Source organism: Acinetobacter equi (assembly GCF_001307195.1).
Taxonomy (GTDB): domain Bacteria; phylum Pseudomonadota; class Gammaproteobacteria; order Pseudomonadales; family Moraxellaceae; genus Acinetobacter; species Acinetobacter equi.
This window is the reverse complement of record NZ_CP012808.1, coordinates 66,673-87,085: the sequence shown is the minus strand read 5'-3', so window position 1 is coordinate 87,085 and position 20,413 is coordinate 66,673. Positions and strand designations below refer to the sequence as shown.

General features: G+C 38.8%; 18 protein-coding genes. 17 read left to right on the top strand and 1 reads right to left on the bottom strand.

Going from position 1 to position 20,413, the window contains the following annotated elements:
• The first annotated feature begins 232 nt into the window (after positions 1-232).
• The 3 genes from prpF (at position 233) to AOY20_RS00405 (ending at position 3,588) form a co-directional block, all read left to right on the top strand.
• Positions 233-1,411: a 2-methylaconitate cis-trans isomerase PrpF gene (gene prpF, locus AOY20_RS00415; RefSeq protein ID WP_054580041.1), complete on the top strand. Its 1,179-nt coding sequence runs from the start codon at positions 233-235 to the stop codon at positions 1,409-1,411.
• Between the two features lie 176 nt (positions 1,412-1,587).
• A complete protein-coding gene (locus AOY20_RS00410) occupies positions 1,588-2,544 on the top strand; it encodes a sensor domain-containing diguanylate cyclase (protein WP_054580040.1) in 957 nt (318 codons plus the stop codon).
• Positions 2,545-2,697: 153 nt separating this feature from the next.
• Entirely contained in the window at positions 2,698-3,588 is an 891-nt protein-coding gene (locus tag AOY20_RS00405; RefSeq protein WP_417855929.1) for a polyprenyl synthetase family protein, read from the top strand.
• A gap of 56 nt (positions 3,589-3,644) precedes the next feature.
• On the opposite strand, the gene AOY20_RS00400 is transcribed toward AOY20_RS00405, so the two are convergent.
• A complete protein-coding gene (locus AOY20_RS00400) occupies positions 3,645-4,001 on the bottom strand; it encodes a hypothetical protein (protein WP_054580038.1) in 357 nt (118 codons plus the stop codon).
• Positions 4,002-4,471: 470 nt separating this feature from the next.
• Here AOY20_RS00400 and ndhC point away from each other — a divergent pair, with 470 nt between their 5' ends.
• The 14 genes from ndhC (at position 4,472) to upp (ending at position 20,331) form a co-directional block, all read left to right on the top strand.
• The gene (gene ndhC, locus AOY20_RS00395; RefSeq protein WP_054580037.1) at positions 4,472-5,017 is read left to right on the top strand and encodes an NADH-quinone oxidoreductase subunit A; all 546 of its coding nucleotides are present in this window, start codon (positions 4,472-4,474) and stop codon (positions 5,015-5,017) included.
• A gap of 6 nt (positions 5,018-5,023) precedes the next feature.
• On the top strand, positions 5,024-5,701 hold the full coding sequence (locus AOY20_RS00390) for a NuoB/complex I 20 kDa subunit family protein (RefSeq protein WP_054580036.1): 678 nt from the start codon (positions 5,024-5,026) through the stop codon (positions 5,699-5,701).
• 88 nt (positions 5,702-5,789) lie between these two features.
• Positions 5,790-7,577 carry an NADH-quinone oxidoreductase subunit C/D gene (gene nuoC, locus AOY20_RS00385; RefSeq protein ID WP_054580035.1) on the top strand — a complete coding sequence of 596 codons (1,788 nt, stop codon included), beginning with the start codon at positions 5,790-5,792 and terminating at the stop codon, positions 7,575-7,577.
• A 14-nt stretch (positions 7,578-7,591) separates the two neighbouring features.
• Positions 7,592-8,101 carry an NADH-quinone oxidoreductase subunit NuoE gene (nuoE, locus tag AOY20_RS00380; protein ID WP_054580034.1) on the top strand — a complete coding sequence of 170 codons (510 nt, stop codon included), beginning with the start codon at positions 7,592-7,594 and terminating at the stop codon, positions 8,099-8,101.
• Positions 8,098-9,429: an NADH-quinone oxidoreductase subunit NuoF gene (nuoF, locus tag AOY20_RS00375; protein ID WP_054580033.1), complete on the top strand. Its 1,332-nt coding sequence runs from the start codon at positions 8,098-8,100 to the stop codon at positions 9,427-9,429. Before nuoE ends, nuoF begins: the two co-directional genes overlap by 4 nt.
• Positions 9,430-9,440: 11 nt before the next feature.
• On the top strand, positions 9,441-12,122 hold the full coding sequence (nuoG, locus tag AOY20_RS00370; protein ID WP_054580032.1) for an NADH-quinone oxidoreductase subunit NuoG: 2,682 nt from the start codon (positions 9,441-9,443) through the stop codon (positions 12,120-12,122).
• A gap of 3 nt (positions 12,123-12,125) precedes the next feature.
• Positions 12,126-13,142 carry an NADH-quinone oxidoreductase subunit NuoH gene (gene nuoH / locus AOY20_RS00365; RefSeq protein WP_054580031.1) on the top strand — a complete coding sequence of 339 codons (1,017 nt, stop codon included), beginning with the start codon at positions 12,126-12,128 and terminating at the stop codon, positions 13,140-13,142.
• Between the two features lie 18 nt (positions 13,143-13,160).
• The gene (gene nuoI / locus AOY20_RS00360) at positions 13,161-13,703 is read left to right on the top strand and encodes an NADH-quinone oxidoreductase subunit NuoI (protein ID WP_054580030.1); all 543 of its coding nucleotides are present in this window, start codon (positions 13,161-13,163) and stop codon (positions 13,701-13,703) included.
• Positions 13,703-14,221, top strand: coding sequence for an NADH-quinone oxidoreductase subunit J (gene nuoJ, locus AOY20_RS00355; RefSeq protein ID WP_171250424.1), 519 nt, complete (start codon positions 13,703-13,705; stop codon positions 14,219-14,221). The genes nuoI and nuoJ overlap by 1 nt, the downstream gene beginning before the upstream one ends.
• The gene (gene nuoK, locus AOY20_RS00350) at positions 14,221-14,529 is read left to right on the top strand and encodes an NADH-quinone oxidoreductase subunit NuoK (protein WP_054580028.1); all 309 of its coding nucleotides are present in this window, start codon (positions 14,221-14,223) and stop codon (positions 14,527-14,529) included. Before nuoJ ends, nuoK begins: the two co-directional genes overlap by 1 nt.
• Positions 14,526-16,415 carry an NADH-quinone oxidoreductase subunit L gene (gene nuoL / locus AOY20_RS00345; RefSeq protein WP_054580027.1) on the top strand — a complete coding sequence of 630 codons (1,890 nt, stop codon included), beginning with the start codon at positions 14,526-14,528 and terminating at the stop codon, positions 16,413-16,415. Before nuoK ends, nuoL begins: the two co-directional genes overlap by 4 nt.
• 1 nt (position 16,416) lies before the next feature.
• Positions 16,417-18,030, top strand: coding sequence for an NADH-quinone oxidoreductase subunit M (gene nuoM / locus AOY20_RS00340; RefSeq protein WP_054580026.1), 1,614 nt, complete (start codon positions 16,417-16,419; stop codon positions 18,028-18,030).
• Positions 18,031-18,033: 3 nt separating this feature from the next.
• Entirely contained in the window at positions 18,034-19,530 is a 1,497-nt protein-coding gene (gene nuoN, locus AOY20_RS00335) for an NADH-quinone oxidoreductase subunit NuoN (protein ID WP_054580025.1), read from the top strand.
• 165 nt (positions 19,531-19,695) lie between these two features.
• Positions 19,696-20,331, top strand: a complete 636-nt coding sequence (gene upp, locus AOY20_RS00330) for a uracil phosphoribosyltransferase (RefSeq protein ID WP_054580024.1) — start codon at positions 19,696-19,698, stop codon at positions 20,329-20,331.
• The last annotated feature ends 82 nt before the right edge of the window (positions 20,332-20,413 follow it).

Here is a 20,413-nt window from a genome sequence, read left to right as displayed (position 1 = left end):
ATATATATGAAATTATTTTATATAATAAATGGCTATTAAGTATAGTTTAATCAATAGATTAATTTTATTGGGTTGAAAAACAATCAAATAAATAAAAGTGAAGAAACTTTCTGGGAGCTTCTTTTTTATACTTAAGTCATGGCTGTGAACAATAAATACAAAAACACAGTATGCTAAAAATGTAGATTTAAGAAATAAAAAGTAAAATTTAAGAGAGAAGGGAATATCAATCATGAGTCTGTATGCACCACAAATTAAAATTCCAGCAACTTATATGCGTGGAGGAACGAGCAAGGGATTATTTTTTAAATTAAATGATTTACCAAAAGAAGCTCAAGAGCCTGGAGAAATCCGTGATCAAATATTATTAAGGGCTATTGGTAGTCCTGATCCTTATGGAAAGCAGATTGATGGTATGGGGGGGGCGACATCAAGTACAAGCAAGGTTGTTATTTTAGATAAAAGTAAAGAAGCTCATCATGATATAGATTATTTATTTGGACAGGTTTCAATTGATCAGCCTTTTGTTGATTGGAGTGGAAATTGTGGGAATTTAACGGCTGCTGTTGGTGCTTTTGCAATTCAGCAGGGATTAGTTGATTCTAATAAAATTCCTGAAAATGGTTATTGTACTGTCCATATTTGGCAGAAAAATACATCTAAAACAATTATTGCACATGTGCCTATAACTAATGGGCAAGTACAAGAAATGGGTGATTTTGAACTAGATGGAGTAACATTTCCTGCTGCTGAAATTCAATTGGAATTTGTTGAGTCAAATGATAAACATAACTCATTATTCCCAACAGGTAATATTGTAGATTTTCTAGAAGTACCTAACATCGGTACATTTCAAGCGACGATGATTAACTCTGGTATTCCAACTATTTTTTTGAAGGCTGAAGAGCTTGGATATTTAGGGGTTGAATTACAAGAAGATATTAATAATGACTTACAGGCTTTAGAAAAATTTGAAATTATTCGAGCTTACGGTGCTTTAAAAATGGGGTTGATTAGTGAGTTAACTGAAAGTAAACAGAAGCAACATACGCCTAAAATTGCATTTGTAAGTCAGGCACAGGATTATATTGCTTCTAGTGGTAAGAACGTTTTAGCAAAAGACATTGATTTGGTTGTTCGCGCATTATCTATGGGGAAATTGCATCATGCAATGATGGGAACGGCTGCTGTTGCAATTGGTACGGCTGCTGTAATACCTGGAACGCTAGTGAATTTGGCAGTGGGAGTGAATGCTAGAGAAAATGTAATTTTTGGGCATCCTTCAGGAACACTGAAAGTTGGAGCTAAAGTTGAGTTGGTTGAGAATAAATGGAAGGTAAATAAGGTCGTTATGAGTAGAAGTGCTAGGGTATTAATGGAAGGTTATATTCGAATACCTCCTATTTTCTAAGTAAAAATAGAATCTTTAAGACCTCAATTTAATTGAGGTTTTTTATTGTAAAAAAACATATTATGACTAACAAAATAACTGTGATTAGATTATCATAATGTGATTAAAACGTGTCCATTAATTTACTTATTGTTCTTATGGTCAGATCACAACGCTAAATTAAAAGTACTCATATTATGTTTGTAAACTTAAGCAATGATGTACCGGTCGTTGTAAAAACTGAAAATATTTTAAAAGCATTACCTATGCCTGCTGCATTGCTAAATACAGATGGTAAGATTTTGTATGCAAATGAATTATATGCACAGTGTTGGATAACGACGGTCGATTGTGTTGTAAATAAGACTTTAAAAGAACTCTCTTTTTCTTCACATGCAAATTTCATGAGTAATCTTGAGTTGTTAAAGCAAGGTCAAGTGATTGAGCCTTATGAATATTCACAATTTGGACATTGCTATTTGGTGTCTTTAAGTGGGAATTACAATGATAGAAAAGAATTAGTCAGTGTTTTGGTATGTGGAACGGATATTACTCATATAAAGCATAAAGAAGATGGCTTAAAACAGCAAAATTTGGAACTTAAAAAATTATCAGAATATGATTATTTAACGGGATTGATGAATAGGAGATCATATGATGATCATTATTTAAGATATCGAGAAGCACTTAAAAATAATCAATTAAAAAGTTTAAGCTTAATTTTAATAGATATTGATAATTTTAAACAAATTAATGATGTTTTTGGTCATGTGATGGGGGATGAGGTAATTTGCCACTTGTCAAAAATGCTGCATCAAATCAATCATTCCACTGTATGGCGGCAAGCTTATCGTTATGGGGGAGAAGAGTTTATTATTTTACTAACAGAAAGCATTTTAGATGAGGCTTGTCATCTGGCTGAAAATCTTCGTAAAAATGTTGAACAATTAAATGAAAGGTTGTTTAAACAACTGGGTATTCATGTGTCTATTTCGTGCGGTGTTGTATCAAGTAAGGATATTCCATTACAGAATGATTTTTTTGAATATGCGGATAAGGCTATGTATTATGCTAAAAAGAATAATAAAAACTGCGTCTATTATTTCTCAAAAAATGAGTATGTTCGTTATTCTAAAAAAAGCCACTGTTATTAATAAAGCCTTAAATAAGTTTCTGAGTGGATTTTGTGCGAAAGCATGAAACAAAAAAGAATAAAAGGTACAATGCTCTTCTAGCTGTTAGCTTTTGAAGTTAACTTTAAAAAGTGACCAAAGTATATTGAGGCAAGTGTGTCGTCATTAACCAACATGCAAATAAATGGACTTGCAGCTGCTCAGCATCGAATTCAACAAGATCTACTCACAGCTTTAGATGCATTTTCAATTCCAGAACCATTAAAAGGTGCAGTGCATCATGCTGTGATGCTAGGCGGGAAAAGAGTACGCCCAGCATTATGCTATGCCACAGCAGATATTCAATTGAATAAAAATTTTGCAGCAGTGCGCAGGGCCGCTGTTGCTATTGAGCTCATTCATTGTTATTCATTGGTGCATGATGATTTACCATGTATGGATAATGATTTATTACGTCGTGGTCAGCCGACGTGTCATGTCGCATTTGGTGAGCGAGCTGCTTTGTTGGCTGGAGATGTCTTACAGTCAATGGCATTTGAGATTTTAGGAAGTCGATTGTTTGATCAAGGTGCAGCAGTCGATCAGTCGATTGTAATTAAGCAAATGCAGATTCTAGCAACAGCATCATCTAAAATGGTTTATGGTCAAATGTTAGATTTAGAGTCTGAAGGAAAACAGATTGATCAAGAAACGTTAGAAAAGATTCATAAAAATAAGACTGGTGCCTTAATTTCAGCAGCAATTATGATGGCTGCAGTTGCTGTTTTTGATGGGGTTGATCCTGCTATTCCAAAACTGAGAGAATTTGCTCAAGCAGTAGGTTTGGCATTCCAAGTGCAGGATGATATTTTGGATATTACTTCAAGCACAGAAGAACTAGGTAAAACAGCAGGCAAAGATGAGCAAGTTGAAAAATCAACATATCCTGCTTTAATGGGCTTAGATCAAGCAGTAATATATGCGAAAGAACTCCATGATCAAGCATTTAACGCACTGAAATTTTTCAATGGAAATGCATCTGAATTAGAGCAAATATCATTGTTTTTATTGAATCGTAAACAGTAGATATTCTTAAAAAGTAAAAAAGCGTGCATTGCACGCTTTTTTATTGTCTATAAAGTTTATTCTGCAAGTGTTGCATCAGGTGGATTGATTGATTTTCCATCTTTTAAACTTTGAAGTGCTTCTTTATCAAAATCAATTAATAGAGAGTTATTTTCAATGTCGAGTGAGTATTTACTAATTAACTTTTTATCGCCACTCAAAGTTTCTACTGTATATGCATCAGCAATATTTAAAATACCATCTAGATTTGTTGTAGCAGATGCTTTGTCTTGACGGAATAAATCGTAAATATCACGCATATCAAAAATCGCATTTTCAGCATCTGGATGCTTTTCGATATAAGTCTCAATATGACGAATAATTAATTGAGCATATAAAAAATAGTTTGGCTTATGTGTGAATTCTAAACTCATGTAATAATCCCATATTTATATTGAGTACTCTATACAAATAACACAAAAATATACTGAAAATAAACAAGTTATTTTTATTGAAGTTGTAAAAGTGTAAATAAGTTAAATTATTTCTAAAAATAATTGGTTGAGACGTCTTGTTTTTGCGAATATGCCTGCTTATTAAGCATTTTTTGTATTAATAATCTATTTTGTAAAAAAGAGATCTAAACCCTGATGAAACTTTTATGAAAAAAGTAATAATTTTTAAATTTATAATCTGCTAAAACGATTTTATGCAGAATAGTGCGATTGGAAAGTAGATTTTTACCGAATTGTTGATAAATCATCCGAAAGACTAAGTCTTATAAACTAGCAAGTGAAAACATAAATCAGGTACAATTGGCGGGATTAATTTTGTGTTTGGTGTATTTGAAGGCCAATACATACATTCTTTGTTAATAAATAGGCCTGCCAGGAGTTATCCCCGCATGAGTGCCATTACTCCATACGAATGGGCAATTATTGCCTTCGTGATCGGCGTTACATTTTTATGCGTCTTTATGCTCACAGTTCCGTTACTCCTAGGGGGTAAATCATGGGGCCGTGCTAAGCAAGAGCAGTTTGAGTCTGGTGTAGTAAGTGCAGGCGGAGCTCGTATCCGTTTGTCTGCAAAATTCTATATGGTTGCAATTTTCTTCGTCGTATTTGATTTAGAAGCATTATATCTATATGCATGGTCTACATCGGTACGTGAAGTAGGTTGGGTTGGCTTTACAACAGCAGCAATATTTATTTTGATTTTACTTATTGGTTTGATTTATGAGTTATCTACTGGTGGATTAAATTGGTCACCATCTGATAAGCGTAAAGCGGCTGGTATTAAAGCAAAAATTGGCTCGCCAAATATGGATATTGCAGAGATTACTCGCTTTAACTCAATTGAAGAATTGGTAACAGACCCTACAGGTCAAATCCCAGCTCAATCATCAGGTCGCGTGAAAAAATTTGCGACTTCATCATCTGACAAGGAGTAACTCGGGATGAAATATACATTAACCCGTGCGAATCCGGATGCTGATCAATATCCACTTCAAGAGCGTCAAATCGTTACAGATCCGCTTGAAGAAGAAGTGAATAAAAATGTGTTCATGACTCGCTTAGAAGATTTAGCACATACAGCAGTAAACTGGGGGCGTAAGAACTCAGTTTGGCCGTTTAACTTTGGTACATCTTGCTGTTACGTAGAGTATGCAACAACTTTAACAGGTGTGCATGACTTATCACGTTTCGGTGCCGAAGTGATCCGTGCTTCACCACGTCAGGCTGATTTAATGATCGTTGCAGGGACGTGCTTCATGAAGATGGCACCTGTAATTCAACGTTTGTACGAGCAAATGCTAGAGCCTAAATGGGTTATCTCAATGGGCGCATGTGCAAACTCAGGTGGTATGTATGACATTTATTCTGTTGTACAAGGTGTGGATAAAATCATTCCTGTAGATGTATATATTCCAGGTTGCCCACCACGTCCTGAAGCATTAATTCAAGCATTAATGTTGTTGCAAGATCAAATTCAATTAGAACGCCGTCCACTTTCAGCGGTTATTGGTGATGATCTTAAGCCAGTGTATAAGCCAAAGATGATGCCAGAACGTGACCGTAAGAATGCACAGCGTATTGCCGTGAAGAACTTACGTTCTATGGATGAGATTAAATAATTTAAACGGCAAATTTTTTGATGCACCCGACTTGGGTGTAATTGTCGTTTAGGTTGACCGAATTTGTACTAAATAGGAAGCCAAGCCAATGGCTGAAACTGACATTGCTATGCCAGAATCAACTCCAGTTGATTCACGCCCAGCATTTGCAATTGTAGAGGAACTCAAAACCAAATTTGGTGAGAACTTTTACGTGCAAACGACTTGTGAAGATTTTCCAACGGTCTGGGTTGAACGCGCACGTGTGCAAGAAGTTTTAATGTTCTTGCGTACAGTGTCACGTCCTTACGTGATGCTATTTGACTTATCTGCGGTAGATGAACGTTTACGTACACACCGTGATGGTTTGCCTGCGTCTGATTTCACAGTATTTTATCACTTGTTATCTTTGGAACGTAATACGGATATCCGTGTAAAAGTTGCAATGAATGAAAGTGATTTAAATATCCCAACAGCAACAAATATTTGGCCAAATGCAAACTGGTACGAACGTGAAGCATATGACATGTTCGGTATCAATTTCGAAGGTCATCCGATGCTTCGTCGTATTTTGTTGCCAACGTATTGGGAAGGTCACCCACTTCGTAAAGAGTATTCTGCACGTGCGACTGAATATACACCGTATATGCAGAACCAAGCGAAGCAAGATTATGAACAAGAGCATTTACGTTTTGTACCTGAAGATTGGGGCCTAAAACGTGGTAATGCTGATGAAGACTTCATGTTCTTGAACTTGGGTCCTAACCATCCATCTGCGCATGGTGCATTCCGTGTGATTTTGCAGTTAGATGGCGAAGAAGTGAAAGACTGTGTGCCTGATATCGGTTATCACCACCGTGGTGTGGAAAAGATGGCTGAACGTCAAACATGGCATTCTTTCATTCCTTACACAGACCGTGTTGACTACTTAGGTGGTTGTGCTCAGAACATGCCTTATGTACTGGGTGTAGAGCAACTTGCTGGTATTACTGTTCCAGATCGTGCGCAATGTATTCGTGTCATGATGTCTGAATTGTTCCGTATCAATAACCATTTATTGTTCATTGGTACTGCAATTCAAGATGCTGGTGGTATGACACCTGTATTCTATATGTTCGCTGACCGTCAAAAAATCTATGATGCAATTGAAGCAATCACAGGTTACCGTATGCACCCTGCGTGGTTCCGTATAGGTGGTACAGCACATGACTTACCAAACAATTGGCAACATTTGATCCGTGAGATCTTAGAGTGGATGCCAAAACGTTTGAAGGAATACCATACTGCAGCGCTTAAAAACTCTGTATTTATTGGTCGTACCCGTAATGTTGCGCAATACGATGCGAAATCTGCATTGGCTTGGGGTGTAACAGGTACTGGTTTACGTGCAACAGGTATTGATTTTGACGTTCGTAAATATCGTCCGTATAGCGGTTACGAAAATTATGACTTTGAAGTACCTGTAGAGTATGAAGGTGATGCTTACGCGCGCGTGATGGTTCACTATCGCGAAATCGAAGAATCATTAAAAATTATCAAGCAATGTCTTGATAACATGCCTTCTGGTCCATACAAAGCGGATCATCCATTGGCTGTTCCACCACCAAAAGATAAGACATTACAAGATATTGAAACTCTAATTACGCACTTCTTAAGCGTATCTTGGGGTCCTGTAATGCCTGCAGGTGAAGCATCTGTAATGGCGGAAGTGGTAAAAGGTGCATCTAACTATTACTTGACTTCTGACAAGTCAACGATGAGTTATCGTACCCGTATTCGTACACCAACTTTCACGCATTTACAGCAAATGCCTTCGGTGATTAACGGCAGCTTAATGTCTGACTTAATCATTTATTTAGCGACAATTGACGTCGTAATGGCTGACGTGGATCGCTAAGGGGTAATCGCATTATGATGATTTTGACTGATAAAAAACCACGTGTGAATGTTGAAGGAATTTTGACTGCGGAAGAAATTCACGATATCGAACATCACATTGGTCACTATCCATATCCACGTGCAGCGTGCTTAGATGCGCTGAAATGTGTACAACGCCGTAATGGTTGGGTAGATGACGCACAAATGAATGCAATTGCACAAATGCTTTCAATGAGCCTTGCTGATCTTGAAGGTGTAGCAACGTTCTATAACCGTATTTACCGTCAGCCAGTTGGTCGACATGTAATTTTATTATGTGACTCAATTGCTTGTTTCTTGATGGGTGCAGAGACTTTAGCAGAAGTATTCCAACGCGAATTAGGTATTTCGTTTGGTCAAACAACCGCTGATGGTCGTTTTACTTTACTACCAATTTGTTGTTTGGGTAACTGCGATAAAGGTCCTACCTTAATGATTGATGAAGATACTCACGGTTTGGTTGAAGTGACATCAATTCAACAGTTATTGGAGAAGTATGTATGAATACTGAACCAAAACCAATTTATGGCGACGGTAATCCGGAAACTCATCCGCTCACTTGGCGTTTGAGTAAACAAGAACACGTTCGTAGTGCAGATGACTATGAAGCACTTGAAGGTTATGCAGGCTTTAAAAAAGCAATTAGCATGCAACCAAAAGAAGTTCTTGATGTGATTAAAGCAGCGACTGTAAAAGGTCGTGGTGGTGCAGGTTTCCCAGCAGGAATTAAATGGTCTTTGATGGCGCCAAATGACAATTCAGGTCCTCGTTACCTGATTTGTAATGCCGATGAGATGGAACCAGGTACATTCAAAGACCGTTTGTTGATGGAAGATCTTCCACATCAATTGATCGAAGGGATGTTGATTGCTGGCTATACGCTTGAAGCAACTCATGGTTATATCTTCATTCGTGGTGAGTACATTGAAGCTGCTCAATACTTAAATGAAGCATTAGAGCAAATCCGTGCGAAAGGTTACTTAGGTGAAAACATCTTAGGAACTGGCTGGAACTTCGAATTACACGTACATACTGGTGCGGGTCGTTATATTTGTGGTGAAGAAACTGCATTAATTAACTCGCTTGAAGGTCGTCGTGCAAATCCACGTACTAAACCACCATTCCCACAAGTTGCAGGTGCTTGGGGTCGTCCTACGATTGTAAACAACGTAGAGACCTACAATAACTTACCAGCAATTATGCTTCGTGGTCCTGAATGGTATATCGGTTTATCTGCTGGTAAATCAAAAGATCCTGGTACTAAAATTTATGGTGCTTCAGGTAAAGTAAAATTCCCTGGTCTTTGGGAGCTTCCATTTGGTACGACAGCACGTGAAGTAATCGAAGATCATGCTGGTGGTATGCGTGATGGCTTGAAGCTTAAAGCATGGTTACCAGGTGGTGCATCTACTGACTTCTTGGCAGCAGAACATATTGACTTACCAATGGATGCGGAAAGCATCATGAAAGCAGGTTCACGTTTAGGTACGTGTTTGCTTATGGTCGTTGATGAAACTCAATGTATGGTTTCTGCAACACGTAACCTAGAAGAATTCTTTGCACGTGAATCTTGCGGCTGGTGTACACCTTGTCGTGATGGTTTACCTTGGGCTGTTAAAGCGCTTAAAGCACTTGAAAATGGTACAGGTAAGAAAGAAGACATCGATCACTTACAAGAACTTACTCGTAAGCTTTGGATTGGTAAAACTTTCTGTGCTCACGCACCAGGTGCGATGGAACCACTTATGGGCGCACTCAAACATTTCCGTGGCGAGTTTGAAGCTAAAGTAGCAAATGCTGCAGCTCAGACTAGCAACGTAGAACAAGCTTAAGGAATTCGACTATGGCTACAATTCATGTCGATGGAAAATCGTATGAAGTCAACGGCTCAGAAAACTTGCTACAAGCGTGTTTGAGTCTTGGCATTGATATCCCATACTTTTGTTGGCATCCATCCTTAGGTTCTGTTGGTTCTTGCCGTCAATGTGCTGTTACTCAGTACGCGAATCCAGAAGATACTCGCGGTCGCTTAGTAATGTCATGTATGACACCTGCAACTGACAATACCTACATCTCGATTGAAGACAAAGAAGCAAAAGATTTTCGTGCGTCTGTTGTTGAATTCTTGATGACGAACCATCCACACGACTGTCCAGTGTGTGAAGAAGGTGGTCACTGTCATTTACAAGATATGACAGTAATGACTCAACACGATCGTCGTCGTTACCGTTTCACAAAACGTACGCATTACAACCAAGAGCTTGGCTCATTCATTTCTCATGAAATGAACCGTTGTATCGCATGTTACCGTTGTGTTCGTTACTACAAAGATTATGCTGGTGGTACAGACTTTGGTGTGTATGCAAACGCATCTCGTGTTTACTTTGGTCGCCCAGAATCAGGTACTTTAGAGTCTGAATTCTCTGGTAACTTGACTGAAGTATGTCCAACAGGTGTATTTACAGATAAAACTCATTCTGAACGTTATAACCGTAAATGGGACATGCAGTATGCGCCAAGCGTATGCCAAGGCTGTTCTTCAGGTTGTAACATTTCTCCGGGTGAGCGTTATGGCGAACTTCGTCGTGTAGAAAACCGTTTCAATGGTGATGTAAACCAATACTTCCTTTGTGATAAAGGTCGTTTCGGTACAGGCTATGTGAATCGTGCAGATCGTCCACGTCAACCACAATTCCGTACTGGTGCTAACGTTGAAACTGTTTCAGTTGATGTTGCATTAGATACAGTAATTGACAAAATCCAAGGCAAAAAAGTTTTGGGTATTGGTTCACCACGTGCATCTTTAGAATCTAACTACGCTCTTCGTGAGTTAGTGGGTCAAGAAAACTATTCAACAGGTATGTCTCAAAAAGAACAAAATCTTGTTGAATTAGCTGCTTCTATTATGCAAACCGAGGGTGTTTATAACCCAGGTATGCGTGAAATTGAAAGCTATGATGCCGTATTGATCTTAGGTGAAGACTTAACACAAACTGCGCCACGTATGGCATTGTCTGTTCGCCAAGCTGCGAAAAACAAAGCGAAAGAAATGGCTGCAGAACGTCGTACACCAGATTGGTTAGCAGAACCTGTTCAACGTATTGGTCAAGATGCAAAATCTCCGATTTACATCTTAGCTGCAACGCAAACTCGTTTAGCTGATGTTGCGACTGGTGAAGTTGTTGCTTCTCCAAACGACATTGCGCGTTTAGGCTTTGCTATTGCTGCTGCTGTAAAAGGTGAAACTGTTACTGGTCTTGCTGAAGATGCGAAAGCATTTGCACAAACGATTGCTGACACTTTAAAAGCTGCGAAAAAACCATTAATTATCTCTGGTACAAGTTTGCAAGATGCTGCAATCATGGAGGCTGCTGCACAAGTTGCACAGAATCTAGGTAATGCAGGCTTAACATTGACTGTTCCTGAAGTGAACTCAATGGGCTTAGCAATCTTTGGTGGTCAAAGTCTAGAACAAGCATTTGCTCAAGATTACGACACTGTTGTTGTGATTGAAAATGACTTATATCGTCGTTTACCAGCATCACAAATTGATGCTGCTTTAGCAAAAGCAAAAGATGTAATTGTGCTTGATCATTCAGAAACTGAAACTGTGAAGAAAGCCAATATCGTTCTTTCTGCTGCTTCATTTGCTGAAGGTGATGGTACTGTTGTATCTCAAGAAGGTCGTGCACAACGTTTCTATCAAGTTTACGATCCTAGCTATTACAAACCAGAGCTTGCGATTAAAGAGTCTTGGCGCTGGTTGCATGCCATTGAAACTGGTGTGAAAGGTAAAGCGATTTCTTGGACTCTACTTGACGATGTGATTGAAGATGTTGCGAAAAATGTTCCAGCACTACAAGCGATCGAAGATGTTGCTCCAGATGCAGGCTACCGTGTACACGGCTTAAAAATTGCGCGTGAACCACGTCGTTATTCTGGTCGTACAGCAATGCGTGCGCCACTTTCAATTCATGAACCAAAACAACCTGTTGACGTTGACTCAGCATTAACATTCTCTATGGAAGGTTATGTTGGTCCTCAAGATGCGTCTTCATTAGTACCATTTGCATGGGCTGCAGGTTGGAACTCTCCACAAGCTTGGAACAAATTCCAAGATAAAGTGGGTGGTCACTTGAAAGGTGGTGATGCAGGTGTTCGTTTATTTGATCGTTTAGCAAAACGTCCAGTACGTACTTTCGTTGCTCCAGCACCTGTTGCGATAAATCCTGAAAGCTTCCGCTTAATTCCAATGCACCATATTTTTGGTTCAGGTGAATTTACAGTGAAAACTCCAGCAATGGAGTCTCGTATTCCTGAAGCGGTATTTGCTGTCGGTGAACAAGATGCAACACGTCTAAATGTTCAAGATGGTCAAACAATTACTGTGAAAGCAGGTGATACTGAAGTGGTATTACCAGTTCTCGTAATTGAATATTTACCTACAGGTTATATTGGTTACCCAATTGGTCTTGCGCCAACGGTATCTCTTGCAGAGCCTGTTTCAGTTGCGGTAGGAGTGTAATTCATGAATCAAGAATTAATCCGTCAAGTACCGAACTGGGCATTGGATTGGCCAATTGCGTATGCTGTTGTCCAAGCGATTGTGATCTTGCTCGTTGTAGTTTTGGTTGCCGCATTGATGTCGTTCATTGAACGTCGTTTACTAGGCTTATGGCAAGACCGTTACGGCCCAAACCGTGTAGGTCCTGGTGGTATGTTCCAGATCGTTGCTGACATGCTTAAAATCATGTTCAAAGAAGACTGGACACCTAAATTTGCAGATAAATTAACATTCCGTATGGCTCCAGCAGTTGCGATGGCAACTGCGGTGCTATCGTTCATGGTTATTCCTGTTTCACCTTATTTAGGTGTTGCAGACATGAGCATCGGCTTATTGTTCTTTATGGCAATGGCTGGTATTGCAGTATATGCAGTGTTATTTGGTGGTTGGTCATCAAATAACAAATATGCGTTACTCGGTGGTTTACGTTCTGCTGCACAAACAATTTCTTATGAAGTTTTCTTGGGTATTTCATTGATGGGTGTGGTTGCAATTGCAGGCTCATTCAACATGCGTGAAATCGTTGAAGCTCAAAAAGATGTTTGGTTTGTTGTTCCTCAATTCATTGGTTTCTTAATCTTCGTTGTTGCAGGTGTTGCGGTAACTCACCGTCATCCATTTGACCAACCTGAAGCAGAACAAGAATTGGCAGAAGGTTATCACGTAGAATACGGTGGTATGAAATGGGGGATGTTCTTCGTTGCGGAATACGTAAACGTCGTATTAATCTCTGCATTAATCGTAACTTTATTCTTTGGTGGATGGCTTGCTCCATTTAACTTAGAAATTTCGTTTATTCCACCTGCATTCTGGTTCATTATCAAAACAGCATTCTTTGTGATGATGTTTGTATTGGCTCGTGGTTCATTAATGCGTCCACGTTATGACCAAGTGATGAACTTTGGTTGGAAAATTTGCTTGCCATTGGCGTTAGTCAACTTACTTGTGACTGGTGCTGTGATTCTGATGAATCAGGCCTAAGACAGCAGGGAGAACAAAATGTTTAAATTTCTAGCTGGAGTTGGGTCAATCGTTCGTTCGTTGTGGATGGTGTTTAGCCACGCAACGCGTAAACGTGACACTATTCTTTATCCAGAAGTGCCAGCCGAAGAAATCGTGCCACCACGTTTCCGTGGTCGTATTGTGTTGACGCGTGACCCAGATGGCGAAGAGCGTTGTGTAGCATGTAACCTTTGTGCGGTTGCATGTCCAGTAGGTTGTATCTCTTTACAAAAAGCAGAACATGAAGATGGTCGTTGGTATCCGGAATTTTTCCGTATTAACTTCTCTCGTTGTATTTTCTGCGGTATGTGTGAAGAAGCATGTCCAACGACTGCAATTCAACTTACACCAGATTTCGAATTAGGTGAATACGTTCGTCAAGACCTTGTGTATGAGAAAGAAAACTTACTTATCTCAGGTCCTGGTAAATATCCAGACTACAACTTCTACCGTGTAACAGGTATGGCAGTAGCTGGTAAAGACAAAGGTCAAGCACAACGTGAAAGTGCGCCTGTTGATGTACGGAGTCTCTTACCATGATGTGGCCGTTTTATTTAATGGCTTTAGTGGCCATCGTCTCTACGATTCGTGTTGTAACAAACACGAATCCTGTACATGCTTTACTTAGTTTAATCGTGTCATTACTTGCAGTTGCAGGCATGTTTATGATTGTAGGTGCGCCATTTGCTGGTGCACTTGAAATCATTGTTTATGCTGGTGCAATCATGGTGTTATTCGTGTTCGTGGTGATGATGTTGAACTTAGGACATCAAACTATCGAACAAGAAAGTAAATGGTTAACTTCATCTGCTTGGGCATATCCAGCACTAATGAGCTTTTTAATGGGCTTAACATTGGTGTGGATGCTAGGTTCTGACTATTCAACTGCAACAGCAGTTATGGGTGCAGAAATGGTTGGTCCTAAAGCAGTTGGCGAAGCACTCTTTACTCAGTACATCTTATTGGTTGAAGTTGCCGCGATGTTATTGTTAGCAGCATTGGTTGCAGCATTCCATCTTGGCAAACGTGAACCAAGTGCAGAAGAGGATAAAGAATAATGGGCAACATTCCTTTAGAACATGGTTTGATCGTTGCAACCATTCTTTTTGCACTGGGTTTTTACGGTGTAATGGTTCGACGCAACTTATTATTTATTTTAATGAGCCTTGAAGTCATGATGAATGCAGCAGCGCTTGCATTCGTATTGGCTGGAAGTGCTTGGGCGCAACCAGATGGTCAAGTTATGTTTATCTTAATTTTGACACTTGCTGCGGCTGAGGCTTGTATCGGTCTTGCGATCGTCCTTCAGTACTATCATCGCTTCCATCACTTGGATGTAGATGCTGCTAGTGAGATGCGCGGATGAGTTATTTATATTTAACAGTATTATTTCCGCTCATTGGTTTTATCCTTTTAGCGGCAGGTCGTAGAAATCTTCCTGAAAAAGTTGCTGCAGTGATTGGTGTTGGTGCAGTTGGTCTTTCTGCATTAGTTGCTTTAATTGCAGGTTTGGACTTTGTTAACAACGGTAAACTACCTTATGTTCAAAATCTTTGGACGTGGTTTGATGTTGCAGGCTTAAACCCAGGAATTACCTTACACTTAGATGGTTTATCACTTCTCATGATGGGAATGATTACTGGTGTAGGTTTCTTAATTCATATCTTCGCATCTTGGTATATGCGTGGTGAAGAAGACTTTGCACGTTTCTTTTCTTATTTCAACCTATTCGTAGCAAGCATGTTGCTTCTCGTTTTGGGTGATAACTTAGCGTTATTATTCTTAGGTTGGGAAGGTGTAGGTCTATGTTCTTACTTGTTGATTGGTTATTACTATCAAACTCCATCAAATGGTTTTGCAGCAATTAAGGCATTCACTGTAACGCGTATCGGTGACGTATTCTTACTTATTGCATTGTTCTTGATTTATCAACAATTCGATACTTTAAATATTGCAGAAGTTGTTGCTGCTGCGCCAACAGTTTTGGCTCAGAGTTCTTCTATTGCAATTTGGACAGCGTTAATGTTGTTCCTTGGTGCTGCGGGTAAATCTGCTCAAATTCCATTACAAACATGGTTGGCAGATGCGATGGCTGGTCCTACACCAGTATCTGCATTAATCCACGCTGCAACAATGGTAACAGCGGGTGTTTACCTATGCTGCCGTATGTTTGCTGTGATTGAGCAAGCGCCTGAAGTGATGATATTTATTTCAATTACGGGTGCTGTAACATTGCTTGTTGCTGGTTTTGCCGCTTTAGTACAAACAGACATTAAACGTGTACTTGCTTACTCAACAATGAGTCAGTTGGGTTATATGTTTATGGCTGTGGGTGCAGAAGCGTACCAAGCTGGTTTATTCCACATGTTGTCTCATGCTTTCTTTAAAGCTTTATTATTCTTGACATCAGGTGCAATTATTCTTGCTTATCATCATGAACAAAACATTCTTAAAATGGGTGGTTTATTCAAGCACAATAAATTCTTATTTGCTTGTTTTGCGATTGGTGGTGGTGCATTAGCAGCAATTCCATTTATTACAATTGGTTTCTACTCGAAAGATGCAATCCTTGGTGCAGTATGGGTAAAAGGTCAGGCAATTTATGTATATGACTACTTATACTGGGCTGGTGTAGCTGGTGCATTTATTACAGCAATTTATACTTTCCGTCTAATTTGGTTGGTATTCTTTGGTGAAGAAAAAACAGCTTATCATCCAATCAAAGGTGTAACGTACTGGGCTCCACTTGCAGTTCTTGCAGTATTAGCAACTGGCTTAGGTGTGTTATTACGTGCACCTGTAGAAAGCATTTTGACTGCTGCTCAAATTCCAGCAGCGGCTATCTCAGAAGCACTTGTAGAAGGTATGCATAGTGCAGAACATATTGCATCAGCAATTGCTGTTGGTGGTATCGTTGTTGCAGTTGTATTGTTTGTATTTGCTTACAATGGCGTTAAAGCATTTGCTAAAACTTCATTGGGTGCAGGTCTTGCAAGCATTTGCCGTAATGCACTTGGTTTCGACAAACTTTATGACATCGTATTTGTTAAACCATATTTACTTATTGCGAAAATTTTAGGTCGTGATCCTATCGATGGTTTATGGCTTGTTCTTCCTGCACTTGTACGAGGCGGTAATAGCTTTACAAGTTCACGTCAAACAGGCTCATTACGTGAATACGCATCAAGTATGGCACTAGGTACTGTTGTCTTACTGATGATCTTGATCGTGATTCAGGTTGTGGGGAAATAAAATGGATACTCCTAACAATTTAATTTTACCCGCTCTGATCCTTGTTCCGTTCATTGCAGGTTTTGCATGTTGGTTGGTCGATAAACTCGACCAACACTTACCACGCTATATTGCGTTGGTAGGTATGCTTGTTACTTTGCTATTAACTGTTGTGCTTTGGCAAACAGGTACATATAGCTATGATTTAGGCGGTGCAAATCCTACTTGGGCTGCTCAGTTTAATTTACCTTGGATTCAAAGCTTAGGTATTAACATTCACTTAGCTGTGGATGGTCTTTCACTTCTTATGATTGGCTTAACTGCATTACTTGGTGTATTAGCAATTGGCTGTTCATGGGGTGAAATTCAAAAGCATGTTGGTTTCTTCCACTTAAACCTTTTATGGTCTTTAGGTGGTGTAATTGGTGTGTTCTTAGCAATTGATTTGTTCTTGTTCTTCTTCTTCTGGGAGATGATGCTTGTACCAATCTACTTCTTGATTGCGTTATGGGGTCATAACACAGCAACTAAATCACGTGTATATGCAGCGAATAAATTCTTTATTTATACGCAAGTTGCAGGTTTGATCATGCTCATCGGTATTTTAGGTCTTGTAGCTTATAATGCGACGGCTGTAACTGGTCAAATTAGTTTTGGTTATAATGAGTTACTTGTTGCTGCGCACCATTTAGAAGCAAATAATCCAACACTTGCATATGCATTTATGGTGTGTTTGTTTATTGGTTTCGCAGTAAAACTTCCAGTTTTCCCATTACATGGTTGGTTGCCAGATGCACATGCTCAAGCGCCTACAGCAGGTTCTGTAGATTTAGCTGGTATCTTAATTAAAACTGCGGCTTATGGTTTATTACGTTTCGTAATTCCATTCTTCCCGTTAGCTTCTGCTCAATTTGCAGATATTGCGATTATTTTTGGTTTAATTGGTATTTTCTACGGTGCATGGTTAGCATTCCAGCAAACCGATATGAAACGCTTATTAGCTTATACTTCTATTTCACACATGGGCTTTGTACTTTTAGCAATTTACGCAGGTAACTTGTTAACGTTCCAAGGCTTGATGATTATGATGCTTGCACATGGTTTATCATCTGCTGCGTTGTTTATTATGTGTGGTCAAGTATACGAACGTTTACATACGCGTGATATGCGTTTGATGGGCGGTATGCGTGGTCAATTCCAATATCTTTCATTCTTCTTGATGTTCTTTGTTGCTGCGCTTGTAGGTATTCCTGGTTTAGGTAACTTTATCGGTGAATTCTTAATCCTTATGGGTTCATTCGAGAAATTCCCAGTATTTACAATTATTGCAGCGGTAAGTTTGGTATTTGCAGGTCTTTATGGTCTTATTCTTATACACAAAACATTGTTTGGTGTACCAAGTGAAGAACAAAAAGAAAACCATGCAAATCCATTGAAAGATTTAAATGCACGTGAAGTTGTTCTTTTAATGATTTGTGCACTTGGTCTTTTATGGCTTGGTCTCTACCCACAAAGCTTCCTTGATATTTCAAACTCAAGTATGGCGTGGTTAGCGAATAGCTACATTCCAGTTCAAGAAGTAGTTGAAGTTGTTCAAGAAGTCACTACTCAAGTGCAAAGTGTGGAGATCCAATAAGTCATGAACTTCACAATGTCTTTTTCAGAACTCATGCCTTTGGCACCTGTGATGATCGTGGCGTTAACAGCCATTGTTGTCATGTTATTAATTGCCATTAAGCGTAATCACAATTTAGTAGCAACTGTTTCTGTAATGGGTTTAAACCTTGCAGCGTTCTACATTGTATTTGTATTCATTGCAGGTCTATATACACCTGCTAATGTCATGAATTTATTCATCGTAGATCCGTTTACGATGCTATATCAATTTGTGATTTTGATAGCAGCTCTTGCTTGTTGCACACTATCACATGCATATATCGAAACTTATAAAGATAATCGTGAAGAACTTTATATCTTAATGTTGTGCTCTGTTGCAGGGGCAATGTTAATGGTTGCAAGTTCAAACTATGCATCGTTCTTTATCAGTTTAGAATTAATGTCAATTCCTGTTTATGGTTTATTGGCTTATACACATCAACGCTCTCAATCACTTGAAGCTGGTGTGAAATATCTCGTACTTTCAGCAACTGCTTCTGCAATGTTGTTGATGGGTATGGCATATATTTATGCATATACTGGATCATTAAGTTTCGTTGGTGCACCTGAAACATTAACTAATTTACTGAATCAACCTGCGGTTGTTTTAGGTTTAGCATTAATTATTTTTGCAGTTGCATTTAAATTGTCGCTTGCACCATTTCATAAATGGACACCTGATGTTTACGAAGGTGCTCCAGCTCCAATGGCAACGTTCTTAGCAACAGTTGCAAAAGTAGCAATGATTGGTCTATTTGTCCGTTATTTAATATCTTCAGGCATTATGCAAGATAGTTATGTAGCGATCTTAACGATTATTGCAGTTCTATCTATTTTGGCTGGTAACTTACTTGCTGTACGCCAAGATAATTTAAAACGTATCCTTGCATATTCTTCAATTGCTCACTTCGGTTATGTTTTAGTTGCAATTCTTTGTACATCTGAAGCAGTTATTAGTACAACAGGTCTTGTTGTATTAGAATCTGTGAATGTTTATGTGATTACTTATGTATTAACAACAATCGGTGCATTCGGTGTTGTAACGCTTATGTCTAGTCCATATAACAATAAAGATGAAGCAGGTAGCTTGGAAGAGTACCGTGGTTTATTCTGGCGTCGTCCAGTTTTAACTGCAACACTTACAGTGATGATGCTTTCTCTTGCGGGTATTCCATTAACTGCAGGTTTCATTGGTAAGTTCTTAGTTGTTAAAACTGCTGTAGCAAGTGAATCTTGGTTCTTAGCTGCAATGGTTATTGTAGGTTCTGGTATTGGTTTATATTATTACCTACGCGTAATGGTAACACTTTATATGACTCCTCCTGAAACTCCTCGTATTGATGCTGTTGATCATTGGGGACAAAAAGTGGGCGGACTTATGGTGCTTGGTGCTGCTGCGTTAGTATTAATCATTGGTATTTATCCAGAACCAATTATTGAAATTTCTAAAAAGGCGTTCATGTTTATCACTTTAGGTTAACAATGCTGAAAAAGTAGATAATATAAAAAACTTTATTAATTCATTAATATGAATTAAGCCTAGTAATAAAAAAAGCCTCTTTATAGAGGCTTTTTTTATTCTTTCATTTGATAAATAGCATTATAATAGAAACGATTTATCTTCTCTTTTTTCAGGTGTTCTCCCGTGGCTATTCATGAAATTCGTCATCCGCTTATCCGACATAAGTTAGGTTTACTTCGTCGTGCTGATATCAGCACTAAAAACTTTCGTGAGTTGGCTCAAGAAGTCACTATGCTATTGACTTATGAAGCTACTAAAGATTTACCAATGGTTGACCATGATATTGATGGTTGGGCGGGTAAAGTTTCTGTAGATCGTATTGCAGGTAAAAAAATCACAGTTGTACCAATTTTACGTGCAGGTATTGGTATGCTTGATGGTTTCCTTAACCTTATTCCAAGCGCAAAAGTATCTGTACTTGGTTTAGAGCGTGATGAAGAAACTTTAGAAGCACGTACTTATTACAAGAAACTTGTACCAGATGTACAAAACCGTATTGCAATGATTATTGATCCAATGCTTGCAACTGGTTCATCACTTGTTGCTGCAATTGATGTGCTTAAGGCGAGTGGTTGTAAAGATATTCGTGTAATGGTTCTTGTTGCAGCACCAGAAGGAATTAAAAGAGTAGAAGATGCACACCCAGATGTAACGATTTTCACTGCATCTGTTGATCAAGGTCTAAATGAGCAAGGCTATATTGTTCCGGGTCTAGGTGATGCTGGTGATAAAATCTTTGGTTCAGTTCAAAAAGACTAATTTTTGAATATGATCAAAAGGAGGCTTTTACAGCCTCTTTTTTATATACTGTATAAATAGTTTTAGAGAATAGGATACGAAT

Bases quoted from the DNA above. Each gene is read 5' to 3' on its own strand.
- AOY20_RS00400 (WP_054580038.1), bottom strand. From the start codon at position 4,001: ATGAGTTTAGAATTCACACATAAGCCAAACTATTTTTTATATGCTCAA.
- nuoN (WP_054580025.1), top strand. From the start codon at position 18,034: ATGAACTTCACAATGTCTTTTTCAGAACTCATGCCTTTGGCACCTGTG.
- AOY20_RS00405 (WP_417855929.1), top strand. From the start codon at position 2,698: ATGCAAATAAATGGACTTGCAGCTGCTCAGCATCGAATTCAACAAGAT.
- nuoC (WP_054580035.1), top strand. From the start codon at position 5,790: ATGGCTGAAACTGACATTGCTATGCCAGAATCAACTCCAGTTGATTCA.
- nuoH (WP_054580031.1), top strand. From the start codon at position 12,126: ATGAATCAAGAATTAATCCGTCAAGTACCGAACTGGGCATTGGATTGG.
- nuoF (WP_054580033.1), top strand. From the start codon at position 8,098: ATGAATACTGAACCAAAACCAATTTATGGCGACGGTAATCCGGAAACT.
- nuoK (WP_054580028.1), top strand. From the start codon at position 14,221: ATGGGCAACATTCCTTTAGAACATGGTTTGATCGTTGCAACCATTCTT.
- nuoG (WP_054580032.1), top strand. From the start codon at position 9,441: ATGGCTACAATTCATGTCGATGGAAAATCGTATGAAGTCAACGGCTCA.
- nuoL (WP_054580027.1), top strand. From the start codon at position 14,526: ATGAGTTATTTATATTTAACAGTATTATTTCCGCTCATTGGTTTTATC.
- nuoM (WP_054580026.1), top strand. From the start codon at position 16,417: ATGGATACTCCTAACAATTTAATTTTACCCGCTCTGATCCTTGTTCCG.
- nuoE (WP_054580034.1), top strand. From the start codon at position 7,592: ATGATGATTTTGACTGATAAAAAACCACGTGTGAATGTTGAAGGAATT.
- nuoI (WP_054580030.1), top strand. From the start codon at position 13,161: ATGTTTAAATTTCTAGCTGGAGTTGGGTCAATCGTTCGTTCGTTGTGG.
- nuoJ (WP_171250424.1), top strand. From the start codon at position 13,703: ATGTGGCCGTTTTATTTAATGGCTTTAGTGGCCATCGTCTCTACGATT.
- AOY20_RS00390 (WP_054580036.1), top strand. From the start codon at position 5,024: ATGAAATATACATTAACCCGTGCGAATCCGGATGCTGATCAATATCCA.
- AOY20_RS00410 (WP_054580040.1), top strand. From the start codon at position 1,588: ATGTTTGTAAACTTAAGCAATGATGTACCGGTCGTTGTAAAAACTGAA.
- ndhC (WP_054580037.1), top strand. From the start codon at position 4,472: ATGAGTGCCATTACTCCATACGAATGGGCAATTATTGCCTTCGTGATC.
- prpF (WP_054580041.1), top strand. From the start codon at position 233: ATGAGTCTGTATGCACCACAAATTAAAATTCCAGCAACTTATATGCGT.